Genomic DNA, 14426 nt, shown 5'->3' on the forward strand with positions numbered 1-14426 from the left:
GTTTAGACTTGATAGAGTTTGTTATGCATTTCACTTATTCCCTTATCCTGCAATAGATCGTATCTGAATATTGCTCCATTTAGCATCAATTCACATATTATGTCTTCCTTCTCATTTTCTTTGCATTTGATCAAAGACATTTTCGATATCACCGTATCAGCAAAACTCTTCTGTCCTTCGCTATACGCATTTATCCTTATTCCAGCGCTTAGTGCTTGATCTATTACTTTGTTCAGTTCGTCTACGCTTTTTGCCTTTACTACTGCATTTTTAAACCATCTTAACTCTGTATTTTCACTCACACTTGGCTCTATCTTGCTTAAGGCTGGAATAAACGGATTTTGACGATTTGAAGATTTTGTGTTATAAACCTCGCGTCCTTCTCCAAGATTGATTAATTTTTCAGAAACATCGCTAGGGGAAGGCACACCTTCAGGATTCTCAAACCTACTTTTATCATCAAATATTTTCGGATCAGTCTCGTCTACAAGTATAAGCTGCTGATTTTTTTTGCTAGTACGCCTTATACCTTCAATAGCACTATATAGTCCTTTTGGTAACTTTTTAGAATCAATGATTAACTCATAAGTATTTCCATCCATATCATCAAATGATACTGTTTTTTTTAGTAGTCATACACCCTCCTATATTAAGCATATTATTTAAGTCTATAGAGCAATTTATTGCTTTCTCCACTCTGTAATACTCTCTCTATTTCTTCTGTAAGTTTTTCACTATTATTCATAAAATATACTCCTCGTTAATAACAAATTGTTTTTAATTATTTACTGCTGTTTTTTATCAGCATTGGCATAGAGCCATAGCTTTCGAGTGAAGTCAAATCAATTTTTCAATCTTTTTTACTTATTTTTTCATTAATAAGTTAAGATATTAATAGATACTTATTTTATCTAATTGAAAATTAATTCTTTATGTAAAAGAAGTTGTTACTATTTTAGAAATAACATCAGTAGAAAAACCTAACTGAAGTAAATTATTTGCAACTTTCATTCCCTCTATTTTATCAATCTTCTCTTTGTAAATTTGCTTTCTTTGCAAGAAAAATTCTACCCATATATTTAGCTCATCTCGTGATTCTTGATTGTCAATTTTTCTATATTCTCTTGCCAAACTTAATAATTCACTTTCTTCTTCGCAATCATTTTCTTTGTACTCCTTTATCAGATCTTCAGCATTCACTGATAATTCTCTTGCTATCTCCCACAACCTTTCACTTAAAAGAGTAACGCTACCTTGCTCATAATGATGTATTTGCGAGGGTCCCACATTAAGCTTTTTTGCTAACTCTTCTTGTGTATATCCTCTGATTATTCTCCACTTCTTGATCTCTTGCCCTCTGTTTGGCTCGTATCTCTCTTTATCAGCATATTCTTCAATTGATAAGCCTGTTGCTCGATAGATAATCTCAGTAGCAAACCCCGCCTTAACTAGACCTTTTGCAATTCTTATTCTTGCTGCTTTTATATTACTTTCTTCTTCAGCTCGGACAAATGCATAAATTGCTTTGTGTCCTCCTGTTTTTTCTATGAAATTATACATTTCCTCGGTCTTGACTTTGTCGAAACAACTATCTTCTTTTAGTACTTTTCGTCTTGGAAAGAGATTTCTAATAGGAATTGATAACGCCTCTGCTAGGATTTTTAACTTTTCAGTTGGAATGCCACATGTTCCTTGCTCGTATCTTATTAATGTATGATAGTTTATGCTTGTTTTGTCTACTAAGTCTTTTAGAGTATATTTTCTCTTTAACCTCCAGCTCCTTACTTTTTGTGCTATCTGGTACCTTATCGAGATGTTTGTCATAAATATTATACAGGTTAATACTACCAAATAAAGATATACAAAAGGGATGCTTCTTTCTATGTTTGAATTTTAGTTGAATATTTCTTCACAATTGTGTATAATGATCAATGCTTTTTATCTTACTTTCTCATGGCTCTTTCGAAGTTCCTTGATGCTCGCAATGATATAGCTTTTCGCCGTATTTGTAGGGTCGAGAACTGGCGCGCCTTCTTTAGGGTTTAGTGGCTATTCCGTCGTTTTCACTGTGGGCCTCAATCCAAATTCCCATGTTAACGTTTCCAGCTCCCGCCTCGTCAAACGCAGCATGCGGTTTTCCCGCACTACGCTTTCCTAGCAAGTTCTTTACCAAAGTTTATCACATATTGTGTTGGTGATGCTTTCGGTCTGTAATACCTTATTCTGTAATCTGAATATAGATCCAGCGTTTTGTATATCCATTCGCTACTCCACTTCTTCCACCCAAACCCTTTCTTTGCTTTCCTGGCTCGCATTAAGTTGCGTCTTACCTTCTTTTCCACCCAATGTTTTACGTAATTGAACTTTCGACCAGAGTTCCCTATCCTAAAGTAGTTTACCCACCCTCTCAATATCGGATTGATGTCATTTATCACTCTTTTTATCGGTTGCGATTTATGGCGCCGAAATATTTCCTTCAACTTGCGTAGCAGGTTTGTTCGTGCTTTCATCTGCGGTGTTTTCCTGACATTCCACTTTCCTTGTCTTGTGATATTCTCTTGAAAATCAAACCCTAGGAAGCTAAATGTTTCTCCTTTCTTTAGGTCGATGACTTTTGTCTTTTCTTCATTTACGCTCACTTCTAGTTTTGCTAATTCTTCTTCCAACCTTCTGTATACTGCTCTTTCTAGCCATTCCCGTTTCGGGTATTCTCTGATCAGTATCACTAAATCTTCTGCCCATCTGGCATATTCCATACGTTGGTACTTTCCTTCTTTGGTCACACCTTTTGCTTTCTCCAACATTTTATCTACCTCATTTAGGTATATATTGCTTAGTAGTGGCGAAAGTGGTGATCCTTGTGCTATTCCTCGTTTTCCTCCTGTTTTGAGGATTAGCTTAACCATGTGCATGATTTCTTTGTCATTTATTCTTTTGGCAATCTTTTCCATCAGAATATGATGTCGCACATTGTCGAAGTAGGATTTCAGATCTACGTCAATTACTTTTGTATTGCCTTTGATTGCTGCTTCCGTTACTTTTTGTACTGCTTCATGCGCATTACGCTTAGGTCTATACCCGTATGATCCTTTTTGGAAGTCTGATTCGAATATCGGTTCAAGTATTAGCTTCAGTGCTGTTTGCACTATTCTATCCCGGATGCAGGGTATGTTCAACTTTCTGAATTTTCCTCCAGATTTTGGTATTTCCTTCTGCCGGTTCCTACTTGGGCTATAGGTCTTGGTTATTAGTCCGTGTCTTATTTGTTGAAGATACTTTTCTAAGCCTTCTGCCTCTATCGATTCGAATGTCATCCCATCTATTCCTGGTGCCCCATTACTCTTCTTTGTTAGCTTATATGCTTCTTCCAGTGTCTCCATCTTGCAGACGTGAACATAGATTCCCCAGAATCGCCATTCCGGTTCTGCTTTCGCTTTGATATATATCTTTCTTCTCAGGTCTTGTAATTTTATTGGCATTTTTATCATTTTTACCTTTACCTTCCTTTTGTTAAAAGATTTCTACTAGCAGGGTGCCTTTGCTCCATGAGCGTTACCTCACTTCTTCACTACTACGCACCCATCCGCCACCCTCTCATCTTCGGTTCACTTCCTGTTTTCCAGTTATAGAACCTATCTCTCCAAGGTATTTCTCCTTGGGATGAGGAGGGCTTCTCCAGTTGCTTTGTATGTCCTCATTGCCATGCCGTTACTAACACCCCGCTGAAGTAGACCAATCGTTTCATCCGTTTTTCGTCTGGTCTATCCTGTCTTCGCCAGTACCAAGATGGCTCGACCTTCAGAATATTTCTTTCGAGGCAATCTGTGTATTCGCTTTCGCTACGGCCTGGTAATTCGCCATTATCCTACGATAATGTTGTCGGTAGGCTTCAACATTTTGGTTTCCCTCCATGCTGCTACCCAAGCTACAGGATTCCGACTTTTATCCTGGTAGGTCTATCTCCTACTGAACAATACTCACCTTCTCTGGACGCACTTGGTACAATAAAATCTAACGTGACTTCGCGCCAAATGTGATGCTGCTCAGCAGGTAAGCCAATTAACGGGCTACATTTATATACTGCACGCATTGCATTATCTGCTGCTGATCTAAAAAGAGGATTATTTTGATAAGAACTACTATCTGCTACGTTGGCTACAACGATCTCGCCTTTACTGGATAATAATAAGTTAATTTTTATACTAAAACTTTCTTTATAAACTATGCCCTCAGGAATGCTCCAACACTCTGTCAGTTTATCCCTTATAGAATTAATAATTTCTGTTACAGCCAATTCATCATCTTTGTTCTCAATATTTTTCTTATCTCTTATTTCATTTTTCACCTCTTTAATGTCTTCTCTTAGTTTTCTTTCTACACCCTTTTTTCTTTTGGGAATTGGAATATCCTCATCAATTTCCTGTATTTCAATAATTTGCCTCGGTTGTACTAACTCAACTAATTCTTTTTTTCTTTGTGGTATAGGAATAACTGACGAATCATCCGTTTGGGCTTTCATTGAAAAAAGCAAAAAACAACATAGAAACAAAAGAAGAATATAATTAAAATAGAGAGGGCGCATATGTTAAGCAGCTTGTTTTACTGGTTTAAAGCTAATATTGCACATAAAGTCAATATATTTCAGTTGACTTAAACTCAAATTTGCTACACTAATTTTATTATCTCTATAATATCATATGGTCAATATACTCTAAATGAGATGGAAAGATGAAGGTGTTATTATAGCTGTTAAAAAATACGGTGATAAAAATTTAATTCTTTCTCTATTTACAAAAAATCATGGAAAGTGCAGAGGATTAACTAGGTTAACAAACAATAGCAATTATAAGTTTCAAATAAGTAATCTATTACATGCAGAATGGAGTGCTAAGCTACCTGAAAATCTAGGTTTTTTAAAGTGCGAATTGATTGAATCTCCATTTCATCATTTCTTTCAAGATAGGTTAAAAAGCATTGCTATTGTTTCTTTCTCGTCTATATTAGAAAAAGTGCTTCCAGAAAGTGAATCCTGCATCAAGTTGTATGATAATTTTAGACACTTCATCGATGTAATAAAACATAATAGCCAGTTTTGGCAAAGTCATTACCTTAACTTAGAGCTTCTGCTTCTTACGCAACTTGGATTTAAGTTAGACCTATCAAAATGTGCTGTAACAGGTGTGAAAGAAAATCTACAATTTATTTCTCCAAAAACTGGTAGAGCAGTGTCAAAAAAAGTAGGTGACTGTTATGCAGATAAATTACTACCTTTTCCACAGATGTTGCATGATGTATACAATAACAACCTACAAAATAGCTACTCATATCAAGAATTCAGACTAGGGTTAAAAATTACAGGGTATTTTTTAAATAAATATCTATTTCTGCAGTTAAATGCGAAATTTCCGGAGTTGAGAAATTTTATGCTATCATTTGAATCTTAGTTACTACTTATTTGAAAGAACTTCAACCAGTAACCACTCTATTTCTACCACTGTTTTTTGCTTTATATAAATATTTGTCAGCACGTACTATAAATTTTTTAACATCATCAAGGTCAGATCTTTGCATTGCTGAAATTCCAATGCTCACAGTTACATTATGGGTTGTATTTTTACCCACAAGTATAAAAGGTTCTTTGGCAATAATTTTCCTTATTCTCTCTGCAATAGTATACGCATCTGATACATTGGTATCTGGCATTACAACAACAAATTCCTCACCACCAAACCTAGCTAATAAATCTGTCACTCTGATATTTTCAGAAATTCTTTTCTGTATTTCCTTTAAAAGTTCATCTCCAGCATTATGCCCAAAGTTATCATTCACCATCTTAAAATAATCTATATCAAGTATCATAAGAGATAAACTTCTATCTTTTTCCACAGAATCCTTAACAATATTTCTTAAGTGTGCATCAAAATATCTTCTATTATAACAGTTAGTTAATGGATCCTTTATAGACATTTCTACATTATTAAATAAATTCATTCTCAAGGCATCTTGATACCTTTTGCGTTTCACTTGCAAATTAACCCTAGCTATTAATTCACTCTCATCTAAAGGTACTGTTAAATAATCATTAGCACCTACATCAAGTGCCTTTACTAAATTGCTTTTATCATAATCTTCAGAAAGGATCAGAATTGGTGTATAACGTGTTTCTACTTTACTACGAAACTTAGAACACAACCGTAGGCCGTCAGTTTTTGAAAACTGCATGTCAGAAATAATCAGGTCGTAATTATCCTTAATACCAACCTTTAATGCTTCTTTTGGATCGTGCAGTATTTTAATTGATCTGAAGCGTTGCTTTAGAACATTGTGTATCTGCTCTGCTTGAAAGGTGTCCTCATCTACAACAAGTATGTTAGCATCAAAAATCTGATTAGAATAATCCATAATACTGCTTTCTGCTACTCCACCAATCTCAGCATTAGTTTCTCCTCTCAAGCACAACTCATCTATTATCATCTTTAAGCGCACAAGAGACTTAATTCTTGCAGATAAAGCAGTTTCATCTATCGGCTTAGTTAGAAAGTCATCCGCACCAGCATTAATTCCTTCCACTCTATCATGAGTGTCATGCAGCGCAGTTACCATAATTATTGGAATATAAGTCGTTAAGGGATCATTCTTTAGCTTCTTACAAACCTCAAAACCACTCATTTTTGGCATCATGACATCAAGTAAGATAATATCTGGCTGCTGTTCCGCTACTAAATCTATCGCCTCCTCGCCATCATAAGCTACAATAACTGTATAGTACTCTGCTTTTAGCTGAGCCTCCAAAAGCTTAACATTAGATGGTATATCATCTACTACTAGGATTTTTGCTGTCATTTTTTGTACTATCTAAATTGTAAGTAGGATAAAGCTTGCCATCTTCACCAATTATGTAATTGACTTTTTCAACGTTATGCCCTTCATATAATTCTTTAATTCCGGTATCCTTCAACAATTTCCTAACTCTTGATTTTACAACCCAGAAATACCTATATATATTTTTAATAAGATTAAGAAATACAGGTACTTTACTTTTATCAAAAACAATTATACTCACTAAAGCTACAACTAAAATTTCTGAAAGACCTATATTAAACATTTTTCCTATGAAGCAAGTACTTTAACTCTCCTGATTATGAGTATTAATTTACTTAAATCAAGTTTAGAAGCAACCATCTCATCTAAAAAGCTATTGTAACGCTCTATATAATCCTTATCATTAAGAGCCCAAGTTTGAACCTTATCTACATGATTATCAGTAGCTTTTATAACTTTAACAGCTAGCTTATGATGATAATTGCTTAAATCATCTAATAAATCATTAATTAAGCTGCGATCCCAATAAGAAGAATGGCTTTTAATCTTGACAGCAATTGTTCTAATCATATCAAACCTTAGCAGCGACTTTAATTTAAAGTATATTCTACCAGCTTCAAAGATTGATAAAGATGTCTGTTCAGCAATAGATATAACGTCCAGCGCATAAATAAGAATACGTAAATCAGCAACCTTTTTTGCTAGATCTTTATTTATGTTAAGCTCTACCAAAGAGGTTAATCCATGATTATAGATCTTTAACAGGCGATCATCTAAAACATCATGGCCTAAAGTTTCAATTGTACCCCTAAATTTTGTAACATCATCTAGTTCTGTAAGATTAAGTTCACCAAGATTTTTTACTAACCAAAATGACACTCTACCAATAAATTTTTGTACATTTCTCACTATTTGTAAATACAAATCGGCATCAATTTTGCCATCCAATTCATCAATTTCATGCCAAAGGCTATTTAAATTATATAGGTGATTCACAACAATATATATGTTAACTGCTTCATGTACTCTAATTCCAGTACTCTCAACCAAGTTATTAATAAATATACAGCCCATCTTATTTATTACATCATTTGCAATGCAAGTAGAAATAATTTCCCTGCGAAGTTGGTGTTTCAATATGGAATCCTTAAATTTTATTACCATCTTTTTAGGAAAATAACCTAGCAAGTAGTTATGAGATATAAGATCTTTTTCAGACAGATCGGAATGTATAATTTCATTTTTTATTCCTGTTCTAGCATAAGACATTAGAACAGAGAGCTGAGGAGAACTGAAACCTTCTGCACCAGTTAACATCCTTGCTATCTCTTCTTCAGTTGGAAGAAATTCTACGCTTCGGTTTAACAGCCCAGATTTTTCTAAACTGAGTAATAATTTATGGTGCTGCTCCAACTTTTCTTTAGCTTGCAAGCACTCAAGAAGCAATGCTTTTGTTTCAATCCTGTTATGATTTTCAAGTACCTTAGATGCAACTTCATCTATCATGCTAGCCAGTATTTCATTCCTTTTTTCCAAGGAAATTCCCCCTTCTTTCATAATTGCAACAAAAGCAATCTTGATGTTAACTTCAAGATCAGAACATATTACTCCTGCTGAATTATCAATAAAATCTGCATTGATATACCCACCTATTTTAGCGTATTCTACCCTTCCAAGCTGCGTGCAACCAAGGTTGCCACCCTCTATAAACATAGAAGCTCTAATATCATGACCGTTTACTCTTAATTCATCATTTGCTTTATCGCCAACCATGCCATGGCTTTCACTTTTTGCCTTAACAAAGGTGCCAATTCCTCCATTCCATATGAAATCCACTTTTGCCTTGAGCAAATATCGAATCAAATCATTTGGAGATAATGTATCTTCCATTATATCAAAGCACTTTTTCATTTCTTGAGAAATTTCTACTTGTTTGCTACTACGTTCAAATATCCCGCCACCATGAGAAATCAAATCTCTATTGTAATCCATCCAAGTGGAAAACGGTAATTCAAAGAGCCGTTTACGCTCCACGAAACTCTTTTCCGCATCAGGATTTGGATCAACAAAAATATGCATATGATTAAATGCTCCAATTAAACTCATATTTCTTGAAAGCAGCATGCCGTTCCCAAATAGATCGCCAGCCATATCTCCAATTCCAATAACAGTTGTATCCTGGTAAATATCCTTATTCATTCTCCAAAAATGGCGTTGTGCTGCAATCCATGCACCTCTTGCTGTAATACCCATCTTTTTGTGGTCATAACCTGCTGATCCACCAGATGCAAATGCATCTTCGAGCCAAAAGTTATATTCAGAGGATATTTCGTTTGCATAATCAGAAAATGAAGCAGTGCCTTTATCTGCTGCAACTACCAAATATGGATCATCTTCGTCATACCTAATCACATTTTCTGGTGGAGTTATTTTGCCATCAACTACATTATCAGTAATATCAAGCATTCCTCTGATGAAATTCTTATAGCATTCAACACCTTTCTCCCTTAAAATGTTTTTGTCTTTATAAACTTGCTTTATTACAAACCCACCCTTTGCGCCAACAGGTACAATGACCGCATTTTTTGTCATCTGGGCTTTCATGAGTCCCAAAACTTCAGTGCGAAAATCTTCCGTTCTATCCGACCATCTCAAACCACCACGAGCCAACTTCCCTCCTCTTAGATGTATTCCCTCAAAAAGGTTTGAATAAACATACAATTCACGGTATGGGCGCGGATCAGGTAAACCATTTATTTTACTTGAATCAAATTTGATAGATAAGTATGGCTTATCATCTTGATAATAACTGGTTCTCAAAATTGCCATTATCAAGTTAAATATCGAACGCAAAACGTAATCATGTGAAACGTTGCTGATCTCTTTTAGTAGTTCTTCAATTTTTTCCTGGAAAATGTTAGTAGTTTCTGCTCTATCAATATCTATATTAGGATTGAATCTTGCACGAAATAGCTGTATCAGATATTTCACTATTTTTGGGTACTCTGAGACCACTTTTTGGATATATTCTGGGTTATAGTTAAATAACGTCTGCTTTAGATAGGCACTTAGCACCCTAATAAGAAGTACTTCCTTCCATTTGAGCCCAGCAATAATGATCAAACTGTTGAAATAGTCATTTTTAATTTCCTTGTTGAACACTTTTGCAAGCGTTATTTCAAATTGCTCTTTCAGAGTAATGTCACTTATTAACTCATCGACTCTTGACAACACAAAGTGGTGTATCCATATTCCACCATTGATTTCTATATAATAACCATTATGAGATAGAATTTTTGCTCCCAAATTCTTAGTAATTTTTAATATCTTTGATAATTCAAGACCACCATTGCTTGGAGTATAAACTTTTAACTGATAGTTAAGATTGTCACAAGTAAGTCTCAAATCAACCTCACTTACTCCTTTCTTCCTTACTATCTCCAATTTTTTCATGTCGTAATATGCATCATGAGGTTCAAAATTCTCTTGATAGCTTACCGGAAATGCATTGGAATAGCGGATGAATACATCCTCAACAGTGCTAAAAGTATTATATAAATTGTCTATAAAACGATCTTCCCACTTTTCCGTAATGTTTCTTAATTTGTTTTCGATACGCAAAACTTCATAATCAAGAACGCTAGCATTTTTGGCCTTTAGTACTACATGTAATTTCATCAGATCATATTCATTGATAATGTGATTGTTATAAATATCTGAACTTCCTGCACTTGTTTCATCCTTCAATATATCACGTATCTTGAACATTAGCCTAGCGCTAGCATAACGCATCGGTATCAGTACTATGCAACTAATAAAGTTCCCTAGCTTTCTCAAAAATAACTTGACTCTTGGTCTAATCGCAAGAGACATGATCGAGGTGCAAGTTTCAAATAACTCGTCTTCATTTGATTGGAATAATTCGTCACAAGAAAATGCCTGTAAAATGGAAATTAAAGCTTTATTGTTATGGCCACCAGGAACAAATCCTGCCTTTTTTTCTATTGTTGTAACCTTATCCTTTATTAACGGAATAGTTCGAATATCTTGCACTTCTGCTATAGAAGTAAATAGCCCAAAAAAATGCTGTTCCCTTATTACATCACCCTGATCATTAAATTCTTTCACTCCTATACAATTCATATAGGTACGCCGATGAACTATTGAGATTAGGTCTGATCTTAGTATGTATAAAGAATTCAAGCTTTCAGAAGAAATTGATGAATTTTGGTACTCTTCACTTGCTCTCATTAACCCGAGGCTCTCCTTACCACTTAGAGCAAGCTTTCCTTCTTTATTAGTAATGTATTCTTGATAACCTAAAAATACAAAATTGTTATTTTTCAACCAAGCTAGAAAATCTCTGCCTCCAGCATCCAATGCCGGAAGCTCAAGAAGCTTCTTGAGCATCAATTGCCAGTCCTTTACAACGCAGTTAACTGCTTTTAGCGTCTTTCGTAGAGATTCTTCTAGTGTATCAACAAAGCTACCACTTATGCCTTTAATAATTACATATATTACTGACTCTTTGATTCCATTACTTTCTTCCAAAAGATGAATTTTATCTATTAGGCTATTTTTTCTTTGAACATTAATTATGCTGTTACTATAATAGCATATAGTTAAACCGTGTGACTTAATAGTGGAAATGACAGAATCCACTAAAAAGGGCATGTCATAATTTGTGATTTTAATTATAGTGAAATTGCCTTCTATTCCTGAAATATCATTTACATTACTTACTGCCAATTTACTTTCTTCTTTTTCTTTTTTAAGAATGAAGTTGTATGCATCTTCTGCAATGTATAAAAGAAATTTATCGTTGACTTTTAGGTCACTATTATAAACAAAATTATAAAAGTACTGTATAAACTCTTTAATTTTTTCTTTCTCTTTTTTATTCCCTTGATCAACTAGCTTAAATAAAGACTCAACATTAACATTATGATTTATACACATTTTTCAAAACAAAAATACACAGCGAATCTAGATCTTTTTAACTAAGATTTCGTTACCAGAAGTATACACCATTAGTTCATCTCCTTCTACTATTTCCCCCGATAAAACTAACTTAGCTAGATTATTTTGAATGCATTCTTGTATTACCCTTTTCAGAGGCCGCGCTCCATATTCAGGGTCATATCCAGTTTGTGCTATTAGTTCTTTAGCTTCTTGCGATAAACTAATACTCAGTTTACGCTTAGCAAGCATCTTTTGTAAATAAGAGAATTGAACATCTATAATTTTATCAATGTCATCTTTGGTTAAGCTGTGGAATATAATAATTTCATCCAGTCTATTTAAAAATTCTGGACGAAACGCTGACTTAACTATTTTCATCACCTCATCTTTCACAGATTCGGTAGTTCCTCTTAGCATTATCTCAGCGCCAAGGTTAGAAGTTAAAATCAGTATGGTATTGCGAAAATCAATTAATTTGCCATGGCTATCGGTGAGTCTACCTTCATCCAAAATCTGCAGTAATATATTAAATATATCTGGATTTGCCTTTTCTATCTCATCAAACAAAATTACCTGATATGGTCTTCTTCTTACTGCTTCGGTTAATCTGCCACCTTGTTCATAACCAACATATCCTGGAGGCGCACCAATTAACTTTGAAACGGAGTGTTTTTCCATATACTCTGACATATCAAAGCGTAGAAGTGCTGATTGATCATCAAACAAAAATTCGGCAAGAGATTTTGCTAACTCTGTTTTTCCAACTCCGGTTGGACCTAAGAATAAAAATGAACCAAAAGGTCGATTAGTATCCTGAACACCAGAACCGGAGCGCCTTACTGCATTACTTATCGCTTCAATTGCATCTCTCTGCCCTATTACTCTTTTTCCTATTTCATTTTCCATGTTAAGGAGCTTTTCCTTTTCACTATGCATCATGTTATCAACTGGAATGCCTGTCCATTTTGAAACAATATTTGCAATATCACTCTCAGTAACTTCTTTCTTTAGGAAACTATCAGTAACTTTTTCCTGATTTTTTAACTCATTTTCAAGTTGAGGAATCACACCATACATCAACTCCCCTGCCCTTCCTAAATTTCCATTGCGCTGAGCCAATTCTAGCTCTTTCCTCGCGTTATCCAATTTTTCAGCAGTTTCTTGTATTTTAGCTATTTTATTCTTTTCCATCTGCCATTTACTGCTTAAGTCAGCAAATTTACTGTTTAGACTCTCAATTTCCTCATTTATCTTTTTTAAACGTTGCTTAGAGTTCTCATCACTTTCTTTTTTCAAAGCCTCTGACTCAATTTTCAGCTGTATAATCTTTCTTTCAAGCTCATCAACAACCTCAGGCTTGCTGTCCATTTCAATTCTAACCCTACTTGCTGCTTCATCAATTAAATCGATCGCTTTATCAGGTAAAAACCTATCTGTTATATATCTATTAGAAAGCGTTGCAGCAGCGATTATTGCACCATCTGTGATTCTAATACCATGGTGCACCTCATACCTCTCCTTCAAACCCCTCAGTATTGAAATAGTATCAGTCTCAGTCGGTTGAGAAATAAACACAGGCTGAAAACGCCTTGCAAGCGCAGGATCTTTCTCTATATGTTGACGATACTCATCCAAAGTTGTAGCCCCTATACAGCGAATTTCTCCACGCGCAAGAGCAGGCTTGAGCAAATTTGAAGCATCCATCGCACCACTTGTCGCTCCTGCTCCCACTAAAGTATGAAGCTCATCTATAAACAAAATAACTTTTCCCTCTGCTTTTGAAATCTCATTAATCACTGCTTTTAGTCTCTCTTCAAACTCCCCTCTAAATTTTGTTCCAGCAATTAATGCACCAAGATCCAAAGCTAAAACTTTTGCATCACGCAAACCAAGTGGTACATCATTTGCAACAATTCTGTTTGCTAAACCTTCAACTATTGCAGTTTTTCCAACACCAGGTTCACCTATCAGTACTGGATTATTTTTTGTTCGCCTCAACGATACCTGCATAGTTCTTCTGATTTCCTCATCACGACCAATTACAGGATCAAGCTTACCTTGCATAGCAAGCTCTGTAATATCTTTTGTATACCTCTTTGCCGCATTTAATTTTTCCTCGCTATTTGGAGAGTCTGCACTGCCACCTTTTCTCATTTCTGCAATAACTGAATTTAATTTTTGCGGTGTTACACCACCTTCTGCTAAAATTTTACCTACAATTTCATCTTTTTGTGCAGCAAGGCCCTGCAACAACCGCTCAACAGTAACAAATGTGTCTTTATTTCTCCTCGCAATACCAATTGAATCATCAAAAACTTTTGCTACCTCTCTTGAAAGCTGAAGTCCACCACTACCTGGTCCTCCAACCACTGGAAACTTTTTAATTGTACTACTCACAGCATCAGAAATATTCTGAATATTTCCACCACAAGTGCCTATCAAATCCTGAACTAAACCTGACTCATCTTCAAGCATTACTTTAAGTAAATGTTCAGGCATAAAAATCTGATGCCCAGCTCCCAATGCTTTCATTTGAGCGCTCTGGATTAGGCTTTTTGCTTTTTCGGTAAATTTATTCAAGTCCATAATACAAATTTAACTCATACTTGCTGATATATATAACAACTACTTTCTCAATTTTA

The 14426-nt window shown here is 35.0% G+C and carries 9 protein-coding genes; 1 reads left to right on the forward strand and 8 read right to left on the reverse strand.

Annotation, left to right across the window (positions count from 1 at the left end; genetic code table 11):
• Window positions 1-2: 2 nt before the first annotated feature.
• The 4 genes from ABWU33_RS05835 to ABWU33_RS05850 all read right to left on the reverse strand — a co-directional run bounded on the left by ABWU33_RS05835 (window position 3) and on the right by ABWU33_RS05850 (window position 4519).
• On the reverse strand, window positions 3-602 hold the full coding sequence (locus ABWU33_RS05835; protein WP_246433179.1) for a hypothetical protein: 600 nt from the start codon (window positions 600-602) through the stop codon (window positions 3-5).
• Window positions 603-930: 328 nt separating this feature from the next.
• On the reverse strand, window positions 931-1824 hold the full coding sequence (locus ABWU33_RS05840) for a helix-turn-helix domain-containing protein (RefSeq protein ID WP_353280603.1): 894 nt from the start codon (window positions 1822-1824) through the stop codon (window positions 931-933).
• 320 nt (window positions 1825-2144) lie between these two features.
• Window positions 2145-3488 carry a group II intron reverse transcriptase/maturase gene (ltrA, locus tag ABWU33_RS05845; RefSeq protein ID WP_353280605.1) on the reverse strand — a complete coding sequence of 448 codons (1344 nt, stop codon included), beginning with the start codon at window positions 3486-3488 and terminating at the stop codon, window positions 2145-2147.
• A gap of 437 nt (window positions 3489-3925) precedes the next feature.
• Window positions 3926-4519, reverse strand: coding sequence for a hypothetical protein (locus ABWU33_RS05850; protein WP_353280607.1), 594 nt, complete (start codon window positions 4517-4519; stop codon window positions 3926-3928).
• A gap of 196 nt (window positions 4520-4715) precedes the next feature.
• Between ABWU33_RS05850 and recO the strand changes: the two genes are divergently transcribed.
• The gene (gene recO, locus ABWU33_RS05855) at window positions 4716-5444 is read left to right on the forward strand and encodes a DNA repair protein RecO (protein ID WP_007302913.1); all 729 of its coding nucleotides are present in this window, start codon (window positions 4716-4718) and stop codon (window positions 5442-5444) included.
• A 22-nt stretch (window positions 5445-5466) separates the two neighbouring features.
• Here the strand turns inward: recO and ABWU33_RS05860 are convergent, their stop codons facing one another.
• The 4 genes from ABWU33_RS05860 to clpB are packed head-to-tail and all read right to left on the reverse strand — an operon-like array spanning window position 5467 to window position 14370.
• Complete coding sequence (locus tag ABWU33_RS05860; RefSeq protein ID WP_007302914.1) at window positions 5467-6843, reverse strand: PleD family two-component system response regulator; 1377 nt, start codon at window positions 6841-6843, stop codon at window positions 5467-5469.
• Window positions 6815-7105 carry a twin-arginine translocase TatA/TatE family subunit gene (locus ABWU33_RS05865; RefSeq protein WP_211908077.1) on the reverse strand — a complete coding sequence of 97 codons (291 nt, stop codon included), beginning with the start codon at window positions 7103-7105 and terminating at the stop codon, window positions 6815-6817. Before ABWU33_RS05865 ends, ABWU33_RS05860 begins: the two co-directional genes overlap by 29 nt.
• Window positions 7106-7110: 5 nt before the next feature.
• Complete coding sequence (locus tag ABWU33_RS05870; RefSeq protein ID WP_264337582.1) at window positions 7111-11781, reverse strand: NAD-glutamate dehydrogenase; 4671 nt, start codon at window positions 11779-11781, stop codon at window positions 7111-7113.
• A 27-nt stretch (window positions 11782-11808) separates the two neighbouring features.
• Entirely contained in the window at window positions 11809-14370 is a 2562-nt protein-coding gene (clpB, locus tag ABWU33_RS05875; protein ID WP_353280610.1) for an ATP-dependent chaperone ClpB, read from the reverse strand.
• Window positions 14371-14426: the final 56 nt, after the last annotated feature.

The sequence above is a fragment of the Wolbachia endosymbiont (group B) of Cyclophora punctaria genome (assembly GCF_964028235.1).
GTDB lineage: Bacteria > Pseudomonadota > Alphaproteobacteria > Rickettsiales > Anaplasmataceae > Wolbachia.

What these genes read in the sequence shown, in the direction of transcription:
- ABWU33_RS05835 (WP_246433179.1), bottom strand. Translation starts at nt 602, where the DNA reads ATGGATGGAAATACTTATGAGTTAATCATTGATTCTAAAAAGTTACCA.
- ABWU33_RS05840 (WP_353280603.1), bottom strand. Translation starts at nt 1,824, where the DNA reads ATGACAAACATCTCGATAAGGTACCAGATAGCACAAAAAGTAAGGAGC.
- ltrA (WP_353280605.1), bottom strand. Translation starts at nt 3,488, where the DNA reads ATGATAAAAATGCCAATAAAATTACAAGACCTGAGAAGAAAGATATAT.
- ABWU33_RS05850 (WP_353280607.1), bottom strand. Translation starts at nt 4,519, where the DNA reads ATGAAAGCCCAAACGGATGATTCGTCAGTTATTCCTATACCACAAAGA.
- recO (WP_007302913.1), top strand. Translation starts at nt 4,716, where the DNA reads ATGAGATGGAAAGATGAAGGTGTTATTATAGCTGTTAAAAAATACGGT.
- ABWU33_RS05860 (WP_007302914.1), bottom strand. Translation starts at nt 6,843, where the DNA reads ATGACAGCAAAAATCCTAGTAGTAGATGATATACCATCTAATGTTAAG.
- ABWU33_RS05865 (WP_211908077.1), bottom strand. Translation starts at nt 7,105, where the DNA reads ATGTTTAATATAGGTCTTTCAGAAATTTTAGTTGTAGCTTTAGTGAGT.
- ABWU33_RS05870 (WP_264337582.1), bottom strand. Translation starts at nt 11,781, where the DNA reads ATGTGTATAAATCATAATGTTAATGTTGAGTCTTTATTTAAGCTAGTT.
- clpB (WP_353280610.1), bottom strand. Translation starts at nt 14,370, where the DNA reads ATGGACTTGAATAAATTTACCGAAAAAGCAAAAAGCCTAATCCAGAGC.